The organism is Microbacterium sp. SS28, assembly GCF_022761035.1.
Lineage (GTDB): Bacteria > Actinomycetota > Actinomycetes > Actinomycetales > Microbacteriaceae > Microbacterium.
In genome coordinates, this window is the sequence record NZ_JAKWJP010000002.1 from 695,008 (window position 1) to 716,402 (window position 21,395).

Here is a 21,395-nt window from a genome sequence, read left to right on the forward strand (position 1 = left end):
GTATGACCGTTCAGGACATCCCTGGATCGAGTCGCGCCCCGCAGGGCCGCGGTATCGAGATCTCGCGCGGGCAGAATCCGCTGCGCGACCCTGACGACCGCCGCCTCAACCGCATCGCCGGTCCGAGCGCCCTCGTCATCTTCGGCGTGACGGGCGACCTGTCGCGCAAGAAGCTCATGCCCGCCGTCTACGACCTCGCCAACCGCGGTCTGCTCCCCCCGGGCTTCGCGCTCGTCGGGTTCGCGCGCCGTGACTGGGAGGACCAGGACTTCGCCGAGGTCGTGCACACCGCCGTCAAGCAGTACGCGCGCACCGAGTACCGCGAAGAGACGTGGAACCAGCTGCTCCAGGGCATCCGGTTCGTCTCGGGCCAGTTCGACGACGCCGACGCGTTCCGTCGACTGCGCGAGACCGTCGAGAAGCTCGACGTCGAGCGCGGCACGATGGGCAACCACGCGTACTACCTGTCGATCCCGCCGAAGGACTTCGCCGAAGTCGCCGCGCAGCTGAAGTCGTCGGGTCTCGTCGACGACACGGCCGACGGCGACAACCGCTGGCGTCGAGTCGTCATCGAGAAGCCGTTCGGCCACGACCTCGAGTCGGCGCGTCAGCTCAACGACGTCCTCCGGTCGACATTCCCGACGGACTCGATCTTCCGCATCGACCACTACCTCGGCAAGGAGACGGTCCAGAACATCCTGGCGCTGCGCTTCGCGAACGAGCTGTACGAGCCGATCTGGAACCGCAACTACGTCGACCACGTGCAGATCACGATGGCCGAGGACATCGGCGTCGGCGGACGCGCAGGCTACTACGACGGCGTCGGCGCGGCGCGCGACGTCATCCAGAACCACCTCCTGCAGCTCATGGCCCTCACGGCCATGGAGGAGCCCATCACCTTCAACGCGGCAGATCTCCGCGCCGAGAAGGAGAAGGTCCTCGCGGCCGTCACCCTGCCGGAGGACCTCTCCGAGGCCGCGGCACGCGGTCAGTACGCAGGCGGCTGGCAGGGCGGCGAGCAGGTCCTCGGCTTCCTCGACGAGGACGGCATGGCGCCCGACTCGACGACCGAGACCTACGCGGCGCTCAAGCTCGAGATCAACACGCGCCGGTGGGCCGGGGTGCCGTTCTACCTCCGCGCCGGCAAGCGGCTCGGCCGCCGCGTGACCGAGATCGCGGTCGTCTTCAAGCGTGCGCCGCAGCACCTGTTCTCGCGCAGCCAGACGTCGGAGCTCGGCCAGAATGCGCTCGTGATCCGCGTCCAGCCCGACGAGGGCGTGACGCTGCGCTTCGGCTCGAAGGTGCCCGGCGCCGGCACGCAGGTGCGCGACGTCACGATGGACTTCGGCTACGGCCACGCCTTCACCGAGGCGAGCCCCGAGGCGTACGAGCGCCTCATCCTCGATGTGCTGCTCGGCGACCCGCCGCTGTTCCCGCGGCACGAAGAGGTCGAGCTGTCGTGGAAGATCCTCGACCCGTTCGAGAAGTACTGGGCCGAGCAGGACGGCAAGCTCGACCAGTACTCGCCCGGATCGTGGGGACCCGCATCCGCCGACGAACTCCTTGCCCGCGACGGACGGACCTGGAGGCGGCCGTGATCATCGAACTTCCCAACACGACGGTCAGCAAGATCTCGCGCGCGCTCATCGACGTGCGCGAGGAGGGCGGCGCGGTCGCCCTCGGTCGCGTCCTGACGCTCGTCATCGCGACGCATCACGGCGACGAGGAGCTGCCGATCGAGGCCGCGAACGACGCTTCGCGCGAGCACCCGATGCGGGTCATCGTGCTCATGTTCGGCGACCGGGACGCCGAGCCGCGCCTCGACGCGCAGATCCGCGTCGGCGGGGACGCCGGTGCGAGCGAGGTCATCGTCCTGCAGGCCTACGGCGACGCCGCCTCGAACACCGAGAGCCTCGTCACGGGACTGCTCCTGCCCGACGCGCCCGTCGTGGTCTGGTGGCCCGACAACCCGCCGGTGGAGCCCTCGGCCTCGCCGCTCGGCCGGATCGCGCAGCGACGCATCACCGACGCGTCGACCCGCCCCTACGACAAGCACCGCCTCGCGGGCCTCGGCGAGCACCACGCGCCGGGCGACACCGACCTCGCGTGGACGCGTCTGACCCACTGGCGCGAGCAGCTCGCGGCGGTGCTCGACCAGCCGCCGTACGAGCCGATCACGGCCGTACAGGTGCGCGGCGCGAGCAGCTCGCCGTCGACAGCGCTCCTCGCGGCGTGGCTGCGTCTCATGCTCGACGTGCCGGTCGACTGGCAGTACCTCGCGCCCGACGAGTGGCACGACGGCATCAAGTCGGTGCGCCTCGAACGGGCGAGCGGCGAGATCGTCCTCGAGCGCTCGACGCCCGCCATCGCGTGCCTCAGCCAGCCCGGTCAGCCCGACCACGACCTGGTCCTCCCCCGCCGCACCCTGCGCGAATGCCTCGCAGAGGAGCTCCGACGCCTCGACCCGGACGTCCTGTATGGTCGAGTGATCACGGAGGGGTGGCAGCTTCTCGGGGCACCGCCGGCACAGGAGGAGCATGGCTGAGTTCTGGACCGAGAAGCGCGTCGTGATCAGCTCTGATCCCGCGTCTCTCGCCGAATCGGTCGCCGCGCGGCTCGTCAGTCGGCTCGTGAAGCAGACGACGGAAGGGCTCGACGCGCACATCTCGCTCACGGGCGGCTCGATGGGCTCCGCCGTCCTCGCGGCTGCGGCGCGGCATCCCCGTCTCGTGAAAGTCGACTGGGCCCGCGTCCACTTCTGGTGGAGCGACGAGCGCTGGGTGCCGCGCAACCACGCCGATCGCAACGAGAAGCAGGCGCGTGAGGCGCTGCTCGACGCGATCGACATCCCGGGCGCCAACATCCACGCGATCGCCGCGAGCGGTGAAGGCGTCGAGTTGGATGCCGCCGCCGAGGCGTACGCCGCGGAGCTCGCCCGCTTCGGCTCCGCCGAGGGCGATGCGTGGCCGTCGTTCGACATCTGCTTCCTGGGTGTCGGTCCCGACGCCCACATCGCGTCGCTCTTCCCGGATCGCCGCGAGATCCAGGTGACCGACAAGGCTGTGCTCCCGGTGCGCGACTCCCCCAAGCCTCCGCCCGAGCGGATCACGATGACGCGTCCCGTCATCAACTCGTCGCAGCGCGTGTGGCTCGTGCTGTCGGGCGCCGACAAGGCGTCCGCGCTCGGCCTCGCGCTCGCGGGCGCGAGCTACCAGAGCGTGCCCGCCGCGGGCGCCAAGGGCCGCCGTCGCACGATCTTCTTCGTCGACGACGCCGCGGCCTCGCAGGTGCCGCACGAGCTCATCACGGGCGAGTACTGACCCAGCGGACTCGCTTGGGCAACGAGGACGGACCGCACCCGAGGGTGCGGTCCGTCTTCGTTTACTGGATGTCTCAGCTCTCGCCGCGACGCTCCTTGAGCTGCTGGAGCGCGTCGTCGAGAAGCGTCTCCGCCTCTTGCTCCGTACGGCGCTCCTTCACGTAGGCGAGGTGCGTCTTGTACGGCTCGGTCTTGGCGAGCGCAGGAGGGTTCTCCTTGTCGCGCCCGGCCGGCAGACCCGAGTGCGGTGAGTCGATCGTGTCGGGGATCTCCTCTTCGGGGATGCCCGCCGCGAAGTACCGGATCGTCTCGTTGCCGAGTGCGTCCCAGTACGAGATCGCAACACGCTCGGCGTGGTAGCCGTGGTCCTGCTCGCCCATCGGGCCCGCGCCGACGCGCGTGCCCCTGATCGCGTTTCCGCCCGTAGCCATCAGAGTCCCTGGAATTTCGTGATGAGGCCCAGCGCCACGATCGACACGAACCACGAGAGCGCGAGGATGACCGTGAAGCGGTTGAGGTTGCGCTCTGCGAGCCCCGAGGAGCCGAGGGACGAGGTGAGGCCGCCGCCGAACATGTCGGACAGGCCGCCGCCGCGCCCCTTGTGGAGCAGGATGAGGAGGGTCAGCAGGAGGCTCGTGATACCGAGGATCACCTGCAGGACGAACTCGAGGATTGGCACAGTCGTTGAAGCCTTTCGCTGCGATCCCGCGGACCGCCGGAGCATGGGGGTGCGTCCTGGCGGTCGCACAAGGATCGAGTATACCGCCGGGTCAGACCCCGACGTGCTTCTGATAGCGGATGATCGCCGCGAACTCGTCCACGACGAGGCTCGCGCCGCCGATCAGGGCACCGTCGACATCAGGCTCGCGCATGAAGCTCGCGATGTTCGCCGACTTGACCGAGCCGCCGTAGAGGACTCGAGTGCGATCCGCTGCATCCTTTCCGAGCTTCTCGGCGATGACGCCCCGCACCGCGGCGCACACCTCCTGCGCCTGCTCGGGCGAGGCGACCTGCCCCGTGCCGATGGCCCAGACGGGCTCATAGGCGACGACGAAGTCGGCGTCTGCGGGCACACCCTCCAGCGCGGCATTCAGCTGCGAAACCGAGACGGCGGTCGGCCCGGACTCCTCACGCTGCTCCAGCGTCTCGCCGACGCAGATCACGGGCACGAGGCCGTGCCGCAGCGCCGCCTGGACCTTCGCTGCGACGACGTCGTCGGTCTCGGCGTGATATTCGCGCCGCTCCGAGTGACCGATGATGACGTAGGTGGCGTCGAGCTTCGCGAGGAACGCGCCCGAGACCTCGCCCGTGTAGGCGCCGGAGTCCTTCGTCGACAGGTCCTGCGCGCCCAGGGCGAACGGGATCTTGTCGGCGTCGAGCAGCGTCTGCACCGTGCGCAGGTCGGTGAAGGGCGGGAAAACCGCGACCTCGACCGAGCCGTCCTCGTGCTTGGCGTCCTTGAGCGTCCAATGCAGCTTCTGCACGAACGCGACAGCCTGCAGGTGGTCGAGGTTCATCTTCCAGTTGCCCGCGAGCAGCGGGGTACGGCCGTTCACTGCCATCCGAGGACCTCCAGTCCGGGAAGCTTCTTGCCCTCGAGGAACTCGAGGCTCGCGCCGCCGCCCGTCGAGATGTGTCCGAATTCGTCGTCGGCGAAGCCGAGCTGACGCACGGCAGCGGCGGAGTCGCCGCCGCCGACGACCGAGAGTCCTTCGACCTCGGTGAGGGCCTTCGCGACGGCCTTGGTGCCGGCGGCGAAGGGGGCGAGCTCGAAGACGCCCATGGGCCCGTTCCAGAACACCGTCTTCGAGTCGCGCACGAGCGCCGCGAAGCGCTCCGCCGTCTCGGGTCCGATGTCGAGGCCGAGTCCGGATGCTCCGAACGGGGTGTCTTCGATCTGATCGGCGCGCGTGATCTGGTGCTCCGCATCGGCGCCGAACTTCGACGCCACGACGATGTCGGTCGGGAGCACGAGTTCGACGCCCGACTCCTCGGCGCGGCGCACGTAGTCGCGCACCGTGTCGAGCTGGTCAGCCTCGAGCAGGCTCGAGCCGACCTTGTGGCCCTGGGCCGCGAGGAAGGTGAAGAGCATGCCGCCGCCGATCAGGAGGCGGTCCACACGCGGCAGGAGGTGCGAGATGACACCGAGCTTGTCGCTGACCTTCGAGCCGCCCAGGACGACCGTGTAGGGCCGCTCAGGGGTCTCGGTGAGGCGGTCGAGCACGTCGAGCTCTGCCGCGATGAGCAGGCCCGCGGCGGAGGGCACGAGCTGAGCGAGCTCGTACACCGACGCCTGCTTGCGGTGGACGACGCCGAAGCCGTCCGAGACGAGCACGTCGCCGAGCTCGGCGAGCTGTGCGGCGAACGCGCCGCGCTCGGCCTCGTCCTTCGCGGTCTCGCCGGGGTTGAACCGCAGGTTCTCGATGACGGCGACATCCCCGTCCTCGAGGGCGGCGACCGCTTCGCGGGCCGACTCCCCCACCGTGTCGCGTGCGAACGCGACGGGCTTGCCGAGCAGCTCCGAGAGTCGCTGCGCGACCGGCTCGAGGCTGTACTTCGGGTTCGGCTCGCCGTCGGGGCGACCGAGGTGCGAGCAGACGATGATGCGGGCGCCCTGGTTGATGAGGGCGTTCAGCGTGGGGAGCGTGGCCCGCACACGGCCATCGTCCGTGATGATCCCGTCCTTGAGAGGAACGTTGAGATCAGCACGGACGATGACGCGCTTGCCGGCCAGCGAACCCAGCGAGTCGAGGGTGCGCAGGGCCATGATGGCGCTTACAGCTTTTCGGCGACGTACTCGGTGAGGTCGACGAGGCGGTTCGAGTAGCCCCACTCGTTGTCGTACCACGCCGAGACCTTCACGAGGTTTCCGCTCACGTTGGTCAGCTCGGAGTCGAAGATCGACGAGTGCGGGTCGAGCTGGATGTCGCTCGAGACGATCGGGTCCGCCGTGTACTTGAGGTACCCGACGAGCGAGCCCTCGGCCGCGGCCGCGGCGTAGGCCGCGTTGACCTGTTCGATCGTCAGGCCCTCGGTGGGGGTGATGATCGTCAGGTCGACGATCGAGCCGGTCGGCACCGGCACACGGTACGAACCGCCGCTCAGCTTGCCGTTGAGCTCGGGGAGCACGTGGCCGATCGCCTTGGCGGCACCCGTCGAGGCCGGAACGATGTTGATGGCGGCGCCGCGCGCACGACGCAGGTCGCCGTGCGGGCCGTCCTGCAGGTTCTGGTCGGCCGTGTAGGCGTGAGCCGTCATCATGAAGCCGCGCTCGATGCCGAACGCGTCGTTGAAGACCTTCGCGAGGGGCGCGAGGCAGTTCGTGGTGCACGACGCGTTCGAGATGATGACGTCGGTCTCGGGGTTGTAGTCGCCCTCGTTGACGCCCATCACGATCGTGACGTCGTCACCCGTGGCGGGAGCCGAGATCAGGACCTTCTTGGCCCCGCCGGCGATGTGCTTCTTGGCGTCCTCGGCCTTGGTGAAGCGGCCGGTCGACTCGATGACGATGTCGACGCCGAGCTCGCCCCACGGGAGGTTGGCGGGGTCGCGCTCTTCGAAGACCTTGATCGACTTGCCGCCGACCGTGATCGAGTCGGCGTCGTACGAGACGTCTTCGCTCAGTCGCCCGCCGACCGAGTCGTACTTGAGGAGGTGGGCGAGGGTCTTGTTGTCGGTGAGGTCGTTGACCGCGACGATTTCGAGGTCCGCGCCCTGCGCGAGGGCCGCGCGAAGGTAGTTGCGTCCGATGCGGCCGAAGCCGTTGATTCCGATCTTGACAGTCACGGAATTACTCCTGGAGGTGTCATGCGCGATAGCGCGATTGCTGCATTCCAACGATTGGACAACGGCGTCCCGGCGGCAGATCCCGCCGGGACCGCCGTCTTGATCATGACAGTACCAGCAGGCCCGCCGTCTTCTCGCGGGCCGTCGTAAACCGGCTCTGAACGTTCGCCCAGTCGGCGATGTTCCAGAACGCCTTGACGTAGTCGGCGCGCACGTTCTTGTAGTCGAGGTAGTACGCGTGCTCCCAGACGTCCAGGAGCAGGAGCGGGACGGTGCCCGCCGCGAACGAGGACTGCTGGTCGAAGAACTGCTGGATGATCAGGTTCTCGCCGATCGAGTCCCAGAAGAGGCCCGCCCATCCCGAGCCCTGCACGCCGAGGGCCGCGGCGGTGAAGTGCGCCTGGAACTTGTCGAACGATCCGAAGTGGTCGTCGATCGCGGACTCGAGGTCGCCGGTCGGCTTGTCGCCGCCGTTCGGCGAGAGGTTCGTCCAGAAGATCGAGTGGTTCGTGTGGCCGCCGAGGTTGAAGGCGAGGTCCTTCTCGAGCTTGTTGACGTTCGCCAGGTTGCCCGTGTCGCGGGCCTCGGCGAGCTGCTCGAGCGCGGTGTTGGCGCCCGTCACGTACGCCTGGTGGTGCTTGCTGTGGTGCAGCTCCATGATCGTCGCGCTGATATGCGGCGCGAGCGCGGCGTAGTCGTAGGTGAGTTCGGGCAGCGTGTACTTCGCCATGTTCTCTTCTTCCTGTCGGCGCTGCGCCAGGCGCTCCCGGCGTCAGCGAGGGTGACGAATCTCATCCTAGTGAGGGGCAACGCACCGGCTCAGAGGTTGCTTCCCTGCATGACGATGAGGAAGGGAGCGGGATGTCGCAGGACGCGGCATCCAATGGACTCAGTCCTCTGCGCCGATCGGTACGGCCGCTTCGGTGCCCGGGATGCCGTCGACTTCGGCCTTCTTGTCGGCCATTGCGAGGAGCCGGCGGATGCGTCCCGCGACGGCGTCCTTCGTGAGCGGCGGGTCGGCGTGGTGGCCCAGCTCGTCGAGGCTCGCGTCGCGGTGGGCGAGGCGCAGATCGCCCGCCTCGCGGAGGTGGTCGGGCACCTCGTCGCCGAGGATCTCGAGCGCGCGCTCGACGCGCGCGCACGCCGCGACGGCCGCCTGCGCCGAGCGGCGCAGGTTGGCGTCGTCGAAGTTGACGAGGCGGTTGACGCCGGCGCGCACTTCGCGGCGCTGACGCAGCTGGTCCCATTCCGCGGCGGCGCGGGACGCGCCCATCGCCGCAAGGGCCTGGCGGATCGCCTCGGCCTCGCGCACGACGACGCGCGGGACCCCGCGGACCTCGCGCGCCTTGGCCGCGATGCCGAGACGGTGCGCCGCGCCGACGAGCGCCATCGCGGCCTCGCCGGAGGGGCACGCGATCTCGAGCGCCGCAGAGCGACCGGGCTCGCTGAGGTTGCCCGAGGCGAGGAAGGCGCCGCGCCACACGGCGGCGAGATCGGGGCGCGAGCCCGTCGTGAGCTTGTTGGGAAGTCCGCGGACGGGGCGGCGACGCTGGTCGAGCAGTCCCGTCTGCCGCGCGAGCGTCTCGCCGCCGTCGATGACGCGGACGGCGTAGAGGCTGCCCGTGCGCGTGCCGGATCCCTGCACGAGCGCGAGTTCGGGGCGCACGCCGTACAGCTCGACGAGGTCGCGCGCGACGCGTCGGGCGAGGATCTCGCCGTCGAGCTCGGCTTCGACGGCGACGCGGTTCGCGATCGAGTGCAGGCCGCCCGAGAACCTCAGCAGCGACGTCAACTCGGCGACCCGCGCGGTCGGCCGCGGGTCGCGGACGGCTGTCAGCTCGGCTTTGACGTCGGCGGTCAGCGACACAGGACTCCTCGTGTTTCGGTGCAGGGACGAACGTCCAGCCTACTCGCGGCCAAGGTCCCGATGCTTGACGCGTACCGCGACCCCGGGCACCGCCGCGAGGCGCGCGGCCAGCTCGTTCGCCATGACGACGGAGCGGTGCTTGCCGCCCGTGCAGCCGACGGCGAGGACGGAGTGCCGCTTGTTCTCGCGCTGATAGCCCTCGAGGACGGGGACGAGCGCTCGCGCATAGGACTCGAGGAACTCCCCCGCGCCTTCCTGCTCCAGTACGTATTCGCGCACTTCATCGGACTCGCCCGTGAACGGGCGCAGGGCCTCGTCCCAGTAGGGATTGGGCAGGAACCGCATGTCGGCGACGAGGTCGGCGTCGGGCGGCAGGCCGTACTTGAAGCCGAAGCTCTGGATCGTGAGCGTGTGCTTCGCGGCGCCCGCGGCCGAGAACAGGTCGACGATGCGGGTCGCGAGCTGGTGGATGTTGTACGTCGACGTGTCGACGATGTCGTCGGCGCTCTCGCGCACGAGCGCGAGGCGCTGCCGTTCGCGCCGGATGCCGTCGAGGATCGTCCCGTCCTCCTGCAGAGGATGCGGCCTGCGCACCGCCTCGAAGCGCCGCACGAGGACCTCGTCGGACGCGTCGAGGAAGAGCACCCTCACCTGCCGCCGGGCGTCGCGGAGGGCCCGCGCGGCGTCGGGAAGTCCCGTGAACAGGTCACGGCCGCGCACGTCGACGACGACCGCGACGCGGGGCAGCGCCTCACCGACGAGACCCGTCAGCTCGAGCAGCGGCTTGAGCATCTGCGGCGGCAGGTTGTCCACGACGTACCAGTCGAGGTCTTCGAGCGCGTCGGCCGCCGTCGAACGGCCGGCCCCCGACATCCCCGTGACGATCAGAACCTCGCCCGGCTCCTCGATCGCCGCTTCCGCCATGACCACCCCCGTCGTCGCATTCAGCCTAGCGAGGATTCACGGCCGGCCGTCCAGCGGGGCACGCGGGCGAGACCCCTCGGGCCGGCTCAGGACCCGACGAGGTGCGCGTGAATGGATGCCGCGAGCTTGGGACCGACCCCGGGCAGCGCCGTGATCTCGTCCGGGCTGGCCTGCTTGAGCGCCGTGACCGAGCCGAAATGCCGCAGGAGCGCCTTGATGCGCGCGTCGCCGAGGCCGGGGACCTCCGCCAGGACGCTCTGGATGTCGCGCCGCCGGCGCTTGCGCTGGTGCGTGATGGCGAACCGGTGCGCCTCGTCGCGGAGGCGCTGGAGCAGGTAGAGCGCTTCACTCGTGCGAGGCAGGATGACGGGGAAGTCCTCGCCCGGCAGCCACACCTCTTCGAGCCGCTTCGCGATGCCGCACAGTGCGATGCCCTCGTGCCCCGAATCGGCGAGGGCGCGTGCCGCGGCCTCGACCTGCGGCTGTCCGCCGTCGACGACGAGCAGCTGCGGACGGTAGGCGAAGCGGGGCTTGCGACGCTCGGTGACGACACCGTCCTCGTCGCTGACGGCCGCGGTCGCGGCATCCTCGATCCCCAGGGGTCCTGAGCCCGCTGCCGGGTCGTCGGCGTCGCGGCGGTCGACGTACGCGAGGCGCCGCGTCAGCACCTGATAGAGCGAATCCGTGTCGTCGGTCGTCTCGTCGACCTTGAACGAGCGGTACTGGTCCTTGCGCGGGAGCCCGTCTTCGAAGACGACCATCGAGGCCACGACGTTCGTGCCGCCGAGGTGCGAGACGTCGAAGCACTCGATGCGCAGCGGCGACTCGGCGAGCCCGAGCGCCTCCTGGAGATCCGTGAGCGCCTGCGAGCGCGCGACGTAGTCGCTCGTGCGGCGGGTCTTGTGCAGGATGAGCGCCTGCTGCGCGTTGAGGGTCGCGGTCTTCATGAGCTCGGCCTTGCGTCCGCGCTGCGCTACCTGGATCGAGACGCTGCGGCCCCGGCGCTCGCGCAGCCACTCCTCGAGCTCGACCGCGTCGTCGGGCAGGACGGGCACGAGCACCTGCCGCGGGATGTCGAGGGCGCTCGCGCCGCCGTACGTGCGCTGCAGCACCTGGTCGACGAGCTCGGCGCCGGTGATGTCGAGCTCCTTCTCGATCGTCGTCGCGCGCACGCCGCGCACGCGGCCGCCGCGGATCACGAAGTGCTGCACCGTCGCGGCGAGCTCGTCCTCGGCGATGCCGAAGAGGTCGGCGTCGGTGTCGGCGGCGAGCACGAGGGCGCTCTTGTTGAGGACGGCGTCGATCGCCTGCAGCTTGTCGCGGTAGATCGCGGCGGACTCGTAGTCCATGGCGACGGATGCCGCGCGCATGCGCGCCGTGAGCTGCTTCGTGAAGCGCTGGTCGCCGCCGGCCATGAACGCGACGAAGTCGTCGACGATCGCGCGGTGCTCCTCGATCGTGACCTTCATCGAGCACGGGCCGCCGCAGCGGCCGATCTGACCCGGGAAGCACGGGCGGCCCGTCGCCATCGCCTTCTTGTACGACGAGTCGCTGCACGTGCGGATCGGGAAGACCTTGATCATCTCGTCGATGACCCCGTGCACGGCCCACACCTTGGGATACGGGCCGAAGTATTTGGCGCCCTTGATACGCGGATTGCGCGTCACGATGACGCGCGGCGCCTCGTCGGCGAGTGTGATCGCCATGAACGGGTACGACTTGTCGTCCTTGTAGCGCACGTTGAACGGCGGATCGAACTCCTTGATCCACTGATACTCGAGCTGCAGCGAGTCGACGTCGGTCGCGACGACGGTCCACTCGACGGATGCCGCGGTCGTGACCATGCGCCGCGTGCGCTCGTGCAGCGTGTGCAGGGGCGCGAAGTAGTTCGAGAGGCGCGCGCGCAGGTTCTTCGCCTTGCCGACGTACAGCACTCGGCCGTCCGCGTCGCGGAAGCGGTAGACGCCCGGATTGGTCGGGATCTCTCCTGGCTTCGGCTTGTAGGCGACCGTGGGGGTGCGAGTCGGCGCGCCCACGGGCCTCAGCCGGCCTTGCGCACGGCGGCGGACCCGGCCCTGCCCGCGCCCAGCGCTTCCGCGAGGAAGACGCCCGTGTGGCTGCCCTCGGCGCGCGCGACCTGCTCGGGCGTGCCCGTCGCGACGATCTCGCCGCCGCCCGAGCCGCCCTCTGGTCCGAGGTCGATGATCCAGTCCGCGGACTTGATGACGTCGAGGTTGTGCTCGATGACGATGACGGTGTTGCCCTTGTCGACGAGGCTGTTCAGCACCTCGAGCAGGCGCCGCACGTCTTCGAAGTGCAGACCCGTCGTCGGCTCGTCGAGCACATAGATCGAGCGGCCGTTCGACCGGCGCTGCAGTTCGGTCGCGAGCTTGACGCGCTGCGCCTCGCCGCCCGAGAGCGTCGTCGCCGACTGGCCGAGACGCACGTACCCGAGGCCGACGTCGACGAGCGTGCGCAGGTAGCGGTGGATCGCCTGGATGGGCTCGAAGAACTCCGCCGCCTCGGCGATCGGCATCTCGAGCACCTCGGCGATGTTCTTGCCCTTGTAGTGCACGGCGAGCGTGTCGCGGTTGTACCGCTTGCCGTGGCAGACCTCGCAGTCGACGTAGACGTCGGGGAGGAAGTTCATCTCGATCTTGATCGTGCCGTCGCCGGAGCACGCCTCGCAGCGCCCGCCCTTGACGTTGAAGCTGAAGCGGCCCGGCTGGTAGCCGCGCACCTTCGCCTCGGGCGTCTCGCTGAAGAGCGTGCGGACGCGGTCGAAGACGCCCGTGTAGGTCGCCGGGTTGGAGCGCGGCGTGCGGCCGATGGGCGCCTGGTCGACGTGCACGACCTTGTCGAGGTTGTCGAGCCCCGTCACGCGCGTGTGCTTGCCGGCGACGCGGCGCGCGCCGTTGAGGCGCGTCGCGAGCACCTGGTACAGGATGTCGTTCACGAGCGACGACTTGCCCGAGCCGCTCACACCGGTGACGGCGGTGAGCACGCCGAGCGGGAAGTCGGCCGTGACGTTCTGCAGGTTGTTCTCGCGCGCTCCGACGACCGTGATGCGCCGGCTCTTGTCGATGCGGCGGCGCTTGGTCGGCGTCGGGATCTCGCGGCGGCCCGCGAGGTAGTCGCCCGTGATCGAGTCGGAGTCCTCGAGCAGCGAGGCGAGCGGCCCCGAGTGCACGACCTCTCCCCCGTCGACGCCGGCGCGCGGGCCGATGTCGACGATCCAGTCCGCCGCGTGGATCGTCTCTTCGTCGTGCTCGACGACGATCAGCGTGTTGCCGAGATCGCGGAGCTTGATGAGGGTCTCGATGAGGCGGCGGTTGTCGCGCTGGTGCAGGCCGATCGACGGCTCGTCGAGCACGTACAGGACCCCCGTGAGGCCCGAGCCGATCTGCGTCGCGAGGCGGATGCGCTGCGCCTCCCCGCCTGAGAGCGAACCGGCGGCGCGGCTCAGGTTGAGGTAGCTCAGCCCGACCTGGATGAGGAATTCGAGGCGCAGACGGATCTCGCGCAGCACCTGCGCAGCGATGACCGCCTCGCGCGGCGTCAGCTCGAGGGTCGCGAAGTAGGCCTGCGCGTCGGCGAGGCTCAGGCGCGAGGCATCCGCGATCGAATGCCCGTGGACGAGCACCGACAGCACTTCGGGCTTGAGTCGATCGCCGTTGCAGACGGGACACGGGACTTCGCGAAGATAGTCGGCCCAGCGCTGGCGCTGCGTGTCGGACTCGGCCTGCACGTACTGCCGTTCGATGTAGGGCACGACGCCCTCGAAGCCGGACGAGTAGCGCATCTCGCGGCCGTACCGGTTCTTCCAGCGAACGGTGACCTTGTAGTTCTCGCCGCGCAGCACCGCCTCCTGCACGGCCTCGGGCAGCATGCGCCACGGCGTGTCGAGCGAGAAGCCGAGGTCGTGCGCGAGCCCCTCCAGGAGGCGCTCGTAGTACTGGAAGAGGCCCTTGCCCTGCGTCGTCCAGGGGATGATGACGCCTTCACGGATGGAGAGGTCTTCATCGGCGAGCATGAGGTCGACGTCGACCGACATGCGCGTGCCGAGACCCGAGCACGCGGGGCAGGCGCCGAACGGGGCGTTGAACGAGAACGTGCGCGGCTCGATCTCGGTGAGCTGGAGCGCGTGGCCGTTGGGGCACGCGAGCTTCTCGGAGAAGTTCTGCCACGCGGCGTCGCCCTCCTCGTCGACGAAGTTGACCTGCATGGTGCCGCTCGCGAGGCTCAGCGCCGTCTCGACCGAATCGGTGACGCGGCCCAGGATGTCGGGTCCCGCGACGAGGCGGTCGACGACGACCGCGATGTCGTGCTTGTAGCTCTTCTTGAGCGTCGGCGGCTCGGCGAGCTGGATGAGCTCGCCGTCGACGATGGCGCGCGCGTAGCCCTTGGCGCCGAGCTCGCGGAAGAGATCGACGAACTCGCCCTTCTTCTGCGTCACGACGGGGGCGACGATCTGGTACCGCGTGCGCTCGGGCAGATCGACGAGCTGGTCGGCGATCTGCTGCACGGTCTGCCGCTGGATCGTCTCGCCGCACTCGGGACAGTGCGGCACGCCGATGCGCGCCCACAGGAGGCGCATGTAGTCGTGGATCTCGGTGATGGTGCCGACCGTCGAGCGAGGGTTGCGGTTCGTCGACTTCTGGTCGATGCTCACGGCAGGGCTGAGGCCCTCGATGAAGTCGACGTCGGGATGGTCGACCTGACCGAGGAACTGGCGCGCGTAGGCGCTCAGCGACTCGACGTAACGACGCTGCCCTTCAGCGAAGATCGTGTCGAACGCGAGGCTCGACTTGCCCGAGCCCGAGAGCCCCGTGAACACGACGAGGGAGTCGCGCGGGATGTCGAGATCGACGTTCTTGAGGTTGTGCACGCGCGCTCCGCGCACGCTGAGATGCCCCGCGGAGCCGTTCTTGGCGGCGACGTGGGGGATGCTGTTTCCGGGCGCGGTGACAGGGACGATGGGCACCCGACAAGTCTAGGCGGGGCCTCCGACACCGGGTCCGGCGGGTGTTCGCCGGCCGCGAAAGGGGGATGCCGCGGCCACGGCGCATGCCGCGGCATCCGGTCTCTCAGTAGATGACGACGGGAACGCGCTTCGACTGCGACGGCTCCTGCAGCTGCGACCCGAAGTACTTGACCCAGATCAGGTGCACGCCCTTGGACAGGGCGGGCAGTGTGACCACGACGCGTCCGCTGCCGTCCGCGGGCAGCGCCGACGAGGCGATCGCCCTGGCCTTGCCGCCGTCGTAGATCGAGACCTCGCCGATGACGTTCGTCGGGCCGGGCGAGGCCACCTGGACCGTCAGCGTGATGGGCGTGCCCACCTTGGCGAGGATCTTGCTGGGCGTCCCGTACGTCGTGCTGGGAGCGGGCTCGAACGTCGCATCCTCGACCTCGATCGGGATCGTGAAGCTCGTCCCGGTATAGATCGAGTCGATGCGCATCTGCGTCGTTCCGCTCGCATCGGACGGGATCGTCGGGAAGACCGACGCGCGACCCGTCTCATCGGTGCCCCGCACGAGCGACGCGTCGACGGGATTGCTCCACTGCGACGAATAGGTCGGCCCGAACCCGACGCGCGCCTCGATCGCGCGCGCCTCGTTCGTCGTGAACTCGAAGGACGAGACGTCGACGCGCAGCGGGGCGCCCGGAAGGAGCCCGCCCGGCCCCCGCGGCACCACCGTGACGCCGATCGAGCGCTGGGCGTAATCGGGCGAGGCCACTTCGAACGCATCGAACCACTGGAAGAGCGCGTTCAGATTGGTGGTGCCGACATTGCCGCGGCCCGTCGCGTCGCGCAGGCCGGGGAAGCCGTAGGCGCCCGAAGCGAGCTGGGAGTCGAGCGCGATCGTGAAGAGGGCGTCGGCGGCGACCGGCTGTCCCTGGAAGAAGACGTGCGACACGCGCGAGCCGATGGGCGCCGTGTAGTCGGTCACGTAGGTGAGGTCCTTCGAGGTCGCGAGCTTCCCGAGCGGCAGGCGCACATCGCCGGGCGTCCACTGCTGCTCGAGGACCGTCCGCAGCTCGGCGCCCGTGAGCTGCAGCGTGCACAGGCTCAGAACATCGCGATGCACGGCGAGGACCTCATCCGGCGTGACGTTGCCGTCGGGTTCCTCGAGACCTGAGGACGCGTACGTGAGGTCGGCCTGCACGGCGGCCGCGTAGACGAGCGCGATCTGCGCCTGCGGCCGGCTCCGCTGGACGTCCCACAGCTGCACGTCGGCGATGAAGTTGCTCAGCGTCGACTCGGCGCCCTGCGAGATGCCTCCTCCGGGCTCGCGGCCGCGGTTGAGGTCGGCCGTGATGCGCCCGCTCGTCTGGACGGCCGCGATCCCGGCCTCGGCCCGGGTCCTAGCCTCGGCGTCCGGCCCCGGCGGGGCGACGGGCTCTGGCACCGTGTCGGGCACGCCGCAGGGCGAGACCCCGAGCTCCTCGGCCGACGCGGGCTGCGTCGCGACGAGGGCTCCTGCGACCAGGGCCGCTGCGACGAGGGCGACGGCGGATCGGCGGCGCGTGGAACGTGAAGGGATGGAGCGGGATCGCACGGGGCTTCCTCTCGGCGCGGGCGAGGTGGAGCTTCTGACGGATGGCGCTTCGTCTCGACCCTATCGACGGCGACCCGCCGTGCGGAAGGGGCGGCTCGCCCCCTCGCGAGTGACGTCGGCGGTGCCGCTCAGAATGCCGCGACGCGCGTCTCGTCGCGCAGGCGCCCGCCCGCGAACGGGACGAGTCCGTCGCGCAGCGCGGCGAGGGCAACGGCATCCATTCCCGTTCTCTGCATGATCTGCCCCGGGACGTCGAGGGCGAGCCTGCGCAGCGCGCGGCCCTCGTCGGTGAGCCCGATCTCGAGCACACGCTCGTCCCCCGGGCGCCGCGAGCGCGTGACCCTGCCCTGCGCCTCGAGGCGCTTGACGAGCGGCGAGAGCGTCGCGGGCTCCATCGCAAGGTCATCGGCGAGCGCGCCGAGCGAGCGCGGCGCCTCCTCCCACAGCGCGAGCATGACGAGATACTGCGGATGCGTCAGCCCGAGCGGCTCGAGCACCGGCCGGTAGAGAGCGACGACGTTGCGCGCCGCCGTCACGAGGGCGAAGCACAGCTGGTTCTCGAGCTTGAGGAGGTCGTCGCGCGGGTCCACGCACTTGATCCTACAGCGCACGAATGTTTAGTACACTAAGCATTGTGATGAAGGATGCCGCCTCCCCCGAACGCTCGTCCCTACGCGACCGCGTGCGCGAGGCAGGCGGCTGGTATGCGTGGGCCAACGCCAAGCTCATCCGCGCGGCGGGCCCCGCGGCCGTCGGACCATACGAGACGACACCGCCTCCGTCGGCGGCGGAGCGCGCCGAGCGCGCGTGCCCGCTGTGCGGTCACGCGATGACGGAGCACACGTTCGATCGCAGCGGGCCCAAGCCGCTCATGCACTGCCCCTAGCCATCGAAGGCGGTCGCTGAGCGCCTGGTCCGCCCCGGCCCTGAGCGACCTCGACGGGCTACGCGTGCCCCGCGCGCTCCATCGCCCGCAGCTCCTTCTTGAGGTCCTGCACTTCGTCGCGGAGCCGCGCCGCGAGCTCGAACTTGAGCTCGCCCGCTGCCGCGAGCATCTGGTCGGACAGGTCGCCGATCGTCGCCTCGAGCTGCTCGGCGCCCTCGGCCGCGATCCCCTCCCGCCGCAGTCGAGGTGTCGGGGACTTGCCCCGGCCCGACTTGTTCTCCTTGCGCGAGAGCATCGCCTTCGTGTCGGACGCCTCGCGCGCGAGCACCTCGGTGATGTCGGCGATCTTCTTGCGCAGCGGCTGCGGGTCTATGCCCTTCTCGAGGTTGTACGCGATCTGCTTGTCGCGGCGCCGATCGGTCTCTTCGATCGCGTTGCGCATCGAGTCGGTGACGGTGTCGGCGTACATGTGGACCTCGCCCGAGACGTTGCGGGCCGCGCGCCCGATCGTCTGGATGAGCGACGTGCCGGAGCGGAGGAACCCCTCCTTGTCGGCGTCGAGGATCGACACGAGCGACACCTCGGGCAGGTCGAGGCCCTCGCGCAGCAGGTTGATGCCGACGAGCACGTCGTAGACGCCGGCGCGCAGCTCGGTCAGCAGCTCGACGCGGCGGAGCGTGTCGACGTCGGAGTGCAGGTACCGCACGCGGACGCCGTGCTCGCCGAGGAAGTCGGTGAGCTCTTCGGCCATCTTCTTCGTGAGGGTCGTCACGAGCACGCGCTCGTCGCGCTCGGCGCGGACGCGGATCTCTTCGAGCAGATCGTCGATCTGCCCCTTCGACGGCTTCACGACGATGTGCGGGTCGACGAGGCCCGTCGGGCGGATGATCTGCTCGACCACGCCGTCGGCGATGCCCATCTCGTAGCGCCCGGGCGTCGCGGAGAGATAGACGGTCTGGCCGACGCGGTCTTTGAACTCGTCCCAGCGCAGCGGCCGATTGTCCATCGCGCTCGGCAGCCGGAACCCGTGCTCGACGAGCGTGCGCTTGCGGGAGGCATCGCCCTCGTACATCGCACCGATCTGCGGGACCGTCGCGTGCGACTCGTCGATCACGACGAGGAAGTCGTCCGGGAAGAAGTCGAGCAGGCAGTGCGGAGCCTCGCCGGGCGCGCGGCCGTCTAGGTGCCGCGAATAGTTCTCGATGCCCGAGCAGAAGCCGAGCTGCTGCAGCATCTCGAGGTCGAAGGTCGTGCGCATGCGGAGGCGCTGCGCCTCGAGCAGCTTCTGCTGCGACTCGAGCTCTTTCAGGCGCTCGGCCAGTTCGTCCTCGATCGTGCCGATCGCACGCTGGACCGTATCGGTGCCCGCGACGTAGTGCGACGCGGGGAAGATCGGCACGGACTCCATGCGCTGCAGCACGTCGCCCGTGAGCGGGTGCAGCATGTACAGCGCCTCGATCTCATCGCCGAACATCTCGATGCGGATCGCGTACTCCTCGTACACGGGGATGATCTCGATCGTGTCGCCGCGCACGCGGAAGTTGCCGCGCGAGAAGTCGACGTCGTTGCGGTTGTACTGCATGGCGATGAACTTGCGGATGATCGCGTCGCGGTCGTACCGCTCCCCCACCTGCAGCGCCACCATCGCCCGCAGATACTCCTCGGGGGCCCCGAGGCCGTAGATGCACGAGACCGTGCTCACCACGATGACGTCGCGGCGGCTCAGCAGGGAGTTGGTCGTCGAGTGCCGCAGCCGCTCGACCTCGGCGTTGATCGACGAGTCCTTCTCGATGAAGGTGTCGGTCTGCGGGACGTACGCCTCGGGCTGGTAGTAGTCGTAGTAGCTGACGAAGTACTCGACCGCGTTGTTGGGCATGAGCTCGCGGAACTCGTTCGCGAGCTGCGCCGCGAGAGTCTTGTTGTGGGCGAGCACGAGCGTCGGGCGCTGGACGGCTTCGACGAGCCACGCGGTCGTCGCGGACTTGCCCGTACCCGTCGCGCCGAGCAGCACGACGTCGGTCTCGCCCGCATTGATGCGCGCCGCGAGCTCTGCGATCGCCTGCGGCTGATCGCCGCTCGGCTCGAATTCGCTGATGACCTCGAAGGGCCGCACGGAACGTGTGGTCTGCACCGTTCCAGCGTAGGCGGGGGTTCCGACACCGGGGCCGGCGTTCGCGAGGGGCGGATGCCGCGGCTCCCCTTCACGCCCCGCTCAGCCGAACCCGCCGCCTCCGTCGAAGCCGCCTCCGAACCCGCCCGCGTCGAAGCCGCCCGCTCCGCCGTCGAACCCGCCGCCTCCCTCGAAGCCGCCGAAGTCCGAGCCGCCCGTCGGGCCGGGGTCGACCATGTCGCCGACCCAGCCCGGCTCGCCGTCGAGGGTGAGCGATCCGGCGCCGACGAGGAAGTAAGAGTTGATGGATGCCGACATCATGAAGTGAGTCGCCACGATCGTCATGACGCCCGTGTCGCGGAGGATGTTCCGCGGGTCGACCGCGTCGCGCGGGTCGGACTCCAGAGTCGTCGTCGCGCGCGGTGCCGCGGCATCCGTCTGCGCGTTCTCCCGGGCCGCCCGGCGCTCTTCCGCGCGCCGCACGAGCTTCGCGAGCACCGTCGGGTCATCGGATGCCGCAGCCTGCTCCGCTTCGGACATGAAGGGCCGCAGCCGCTCGACCATCTCGCGTCGGCGTTCCGGGGGCAAATCCTTGAAGGCGGAGGCGTGCGCGCTCTCGATGACGCTCGCGGGGAGCGTGCCGAGCAGATAGAGGTAGCGCGCGATGCGCTCCTCGTCGGAGACGGCGGCGTACGGCGTCTTCTTGCGGCGGAACCTCGAGAACAGACTCATGTCGCACCTCCCTGTGTGCGATCAGGCTACCCGGCGCGGGTGTGCGGCGGAACGATCGCGCACCGGCTCGTCAGCGGGCGCGGTCGGCGATGAGCCCGGGCAGGTCCGAGCCGTCGTCCGAGCAGGCGGGGGTTCCGACACCGGGGCCGGCGTTCGCGAGGGGCGGATGCCGCGGGCGTCGGCCGCCACCGTTGTGACGCTCCGGGCGGCTCAGCCGGTGGCTTCCCCGCCCACGGCGCCCGCGCCGCCACCGCCGACGTCCGGTGCGGGCAGGCTCTTGTAACTGGGGTCGAATCGGCCGGCGGCTCCCGCCCCGAAGCCCGCAGCGCGGGGATCCACGAGCCTGCCCACCCAGTCCGGCTCGTAGCCGAGCGTCAAGGCGCCCGGCCCGCGCAGGAAGTGGGACTCCACGGCTCCCGTGTGCAGAAAGCGGGATATGAAACCCATCGCGCGCCCCCTCGACGGGATGGCCGATCAGCCGCCGCCGCCGCCGTCGCCGCCCCCGCCGCCGTCGAACCCGCCGAAGCCGCCGGCATCGAATCCGGCCCCGTCGAACCCTCCGCCGTCGGACCATCCACCGTGACCCGGCCCACTGAATCCGGCAACGCCCGGGTCGACCATCGCGCCGACCCAGCCCGGCTCGTAGCCGAGGTTGAGTGATCCCGCGCCGTACAGGTAGTACGAGTTGACGGATTCCGTCAGCATGAAGCCCACCGCGAGTGCCAGCACGATGTCACGATCGATGGCGTCGAGCGGATCGACGGAGTCGCGCGGATCCTCGGGAGCGGTCGCGGTCTTCGTCACACCATCGACGGTCTCGCCGTTCATCCGCTGCAGGCGACGCTCGTTCGCACGGCCCATGAGCTTCGCGAAGACATTCGGATCATCGGATGCCGCGTCCCGCTCGGCCTCGGACATGAAGGGCCGCAGCTGCTCGAACATCTCGCGCCGCTTGTCCGGCGGAAGCTCCTTGAAGGCCGACGCATGCGCCTTCTCGATGACGCTCGCGGGAAGGCTGTTCAGCAGATAGACGTAGCGCGCGATGCGCTCCTCGTCGGTGATGGCCTCGTACGACTTCTTGCGCCGGAATCGGGAGAGAAGGCTCATATCGCACCTCCTTGTGCGGTGGCCACAGGCTACTCTCCGCGACGTCTCGCCATAAGGTCGGCGCGCGTGGCGGGGAGCCCGCTGAGCAGGCCCGGTGGTCG

At 69.6% G+C, this 21,395-nt stretch carries 20 protein-coding genes; 4 read left to right on the forward strand and 16 right to left on the reverse strand.

Going from position 1 to position 21,395, the window contains the following annotated elements; translation table 11 throughout:
* Positions 1-2: 2 nt before the first annotated feature.
* Genes zwf through pgl form a run of 3 tightly spaced genes read left to right on the forward strand, consistent with a single transcriptional unit; the run spans position 3 to position 3,320 of the window.
* Positions 3-1,598 (forward strand): glucose-6-phosphate dehydrogenase, encoded by a 1,596-nt coding sequence (gene zwf / locus MJ607_RS08590; protein WP_243075144.1) that lies wholly within the window; start codon positions 3-5, stop codon positions 1,596-1,598.
* Positions 1,595-2,545 (forward strand): glucose-6-phosphate dehydrogenase assembly protein OpcA, encoded by a 951-nt coding sequence (locus MJ607_RS08595; RefSeq protein WP_243075145.1) that lies wholly within the window; start codon positions 1,595-1,597, stop codon positions 2,543-2,545. The genes zwf and MJ607_RS08595 overlap by 4 nt, the downstream gene beginning before the upstream one ends.
* Entirely contained in the window at positions 2,538-3,320 is a 783-nt protein-coding gene (gene pgl, locus MJ607_RS08600; RefSeq protein WP_243075146.1) for a 6-phosphogluconolactonase, read from the forward strand. Before MJ607_RS08595 ends, pgl begins: the two co-directional genes overlap by 8 nt.
* A gap of 73 nt (positions 3,321-3,393) precedes the next feature.
* Here pgl and MJ607_RS08605 read toward each other — a convergent pair whose 3' ends face one another.
* The 12 genes from MJ607_RS08605 to MJ607_RS08660 form a co-directional block, all read right to left on the reverse strand.
* A complete protein-coding gene (locus tag MJ607_RS08605) occupies positions 3,394-3,750 on the reverse strand; it encodes an RNA polymerase-binding protein RbpA (RefSeq protein ID WP_243075147.1) in 357 nt (118 codons plus the stop codon).
* Entirely contained in the window at positions 3,750-3,998 is a 249-nt protein-coding gene (secG, locus tag MJ607_RS08610) for a preprotein translocase subunit SecG (protein ID WP_243075148.1), read from the reverse strand. The genes MJ607_RS08605 and secG overlap by 1 nt, the downstream gene beginning before the upstream one ends.
* A gap of 91 nt (positions 3,999-4,089) precedes the next feature.
* Positions 4,090-4,881 (reverse strand): triose-phosphate isomerase, encoded by a 792-nt coding sequence (gene tpiA, locus MJ607_RS08615; RefSeq protein WP_243075149.1) that lies wholly within the window; start codon positions 4,879-4,881, stop codon positions 4,090-4,092.
* Positions 4,872-6,086, reverse strand: a complete 1,215-nt coding sequence (gene pgk, locus MJ607_RS08620; RefSeq protein WP_243075150.1) for a phosphoglycerate kinase — start codon at positions 6,084-6,086, stop codon at positions 4,872-4,874. The genes tpiA and pgk overlap by 10 nt, the downstream gene beginning before the upstream one ends.
* Positions 6,087-6,094: 8 nt before the next feature.
* Positions 6,095-7,105 (reverse strand): type I glyceraldehyde-3-phosphate dehydrogenase, encoded by a 1,011-nt coding sequence (gene gap / locus MJ607_RS08625; protein WP_243075151.1) that lies wholly within the window; start codon positions 7,103-7,105, stop codon positions 6,095-6,097.
* A gap of 103 nt (positions 7,106-7,208) precedes the next feature.
* Entirely contained in the window at positions 7,209-7,835 is a 627-nt protein-coding gene (locus MJ607_RS08630) for a superoxide dismutase (protein WP_243075152.1), read from the reverse strand.
* A 159-nt stretch (positions 7,836-7,994) separates the two neighbouring features.
* Positions 7,995-8,972, reverse strand: coding sequence for a DNA-binding protein WhiA (gene whiA / locus MJ607_RS08635; RefSeq protein WP_243075153.1), 978 nt, complete (start codon positions 8,970-8,972; stop codon positions 7,995-7,997).
* Between the two features lie 39 nt (positions 8,973-9,011).
* The gene (rapZ, locus tag MJ607_RS08640; protein ID WP_243075154.1) at positions 9,012-9,896 is read right to left on the reverse strand and encodes an RNase adapter RapZ; all 885 of its coding nucleotides are present in this window, start codon (positions 9,894-9,896) and stop codon (positions 9,012-9,014) included.
* Between the two features lie 86 nt (positions 9,897-9,982).
* On the reverse strand, positions 9,983-11,932 hold the full coding sequence (gene uvrC / locus MJ607_RS08645) for an excinuclease ABC subunit UvrC (RefSeq protein WP_243075155.1): 1,950 nt from the start codon (positions 11,930-11,932) through the stop codon (positions 9,983-9,985).
* Between the two features lie 5 nt (positions 11,933-11,937).
* Complete coding sequence (gene uvrA, locus MJ607_RS08650; protein ID WP_374238042.1) at positions 11,938-14,880, reverse strand: excinuclease ABC subunit UvrA; 2,943 nt, start codon at positions 14,878-14,880, stop codon at positions 11,938-11,940.
* Positions 14,881-14,983: 103 nt separating this feature from the next.
* The gene (locus MJ607_RS08655) at positions 14,984-16,459 is read right to left on the reverse strand and encodes a 5'-nucleotidase C-terminal domain-containing protein (protein ID WP_243075156.1); all 1,476 of its coding nucleotides are present in this window, start codon (positions 16,457-16,459) and stop codon (positions 14,984-14,986) included.
* Positions 16,460-16,587: 128 nt separating this feature from the next.
* The gene (locus MJ607_RS08660; protein ID WP_243075157.1) at positions 16,588-17,049 is read right to left on the reverse strand and encodes a MarR family winged helix-turn-helix transcriptional regulator; all 462 of its coding nucleotides are present in this window, start codon (positions 17,047-17,049) and stop codon (positions 16,588-16,590) included.
* Between the two features lie 47 nt (positions 17,050-17,096).
* Between MJ607_RS08660 and MJ607_RS08665 the strand changes: the two genes are divergently transcribed.
* Entirely contained in the window at positions 17,097-17,345 is a 249-nt protein-coding gene (locus tag MJ607_RS08665; protein ID WP_243075158.1) for a hypothetical protein, read from the forward strand.
* 58 nt (positions 17,346-17,403) lie between these two features.
* Here MJ607_RS08665 and uvrB read toward each other — a convergent pair whose 3' ends face one another.
* The 4 genes from uvrB to MJ607_RS08685 all read right to left on the reverse strand — a co-directional run bounded on the left by uvrB (position 17,404) and on the right by MJ607_RS08685 (position 21,294).
* The gene (gene uvrB / locus MJ607_RS08670) at positions 17,404-19,476 is read right to left on the reverse strand and encodes an excinuclease ABC subunit UvrB (protein WP_243075159.1); all 2,073 of its coding nucleotides are present in this window, start codon (positions 19,474-19,476) and stop codon (positions 17,404-17,406) included.
* Between the two features lie 81 nt (positions 19,477-19,557).
* A complete protein-coding gene (locus MJ607_RS08675) occupies positions 19,558-20,187 on the reverse strand; it encodes a hypothetical protein (RefSeq protein WP_243075160.1) in 630 nt (209 codons plus the stop codon).
* A gap of 210 nt (positions 20,188-20,397) precedes the next feature.
* A complete protein-coding gene (locus tag MJ607_RS08680) occupies positions 20,398-20,634 on the reverse strand; it encodes a hypothetical protein (protein WP_243075161.1) in 237 nt (78 codons plus the stop codon).
* Positions 20,635-20,661: 27 nt separating this feature from the next.
* Positions 20,662-21,294, reverse strand: a complete 633-nt coding sequence (locus MJ607_RS08685) for a hypothetical protein (protein ID WP_243075162.1) — start codon at positions 21,292-21,294, stop codon at positions 20,662-20,664.
* Positions 21,295-21,395: the final 101 nt, after the last annotated feature.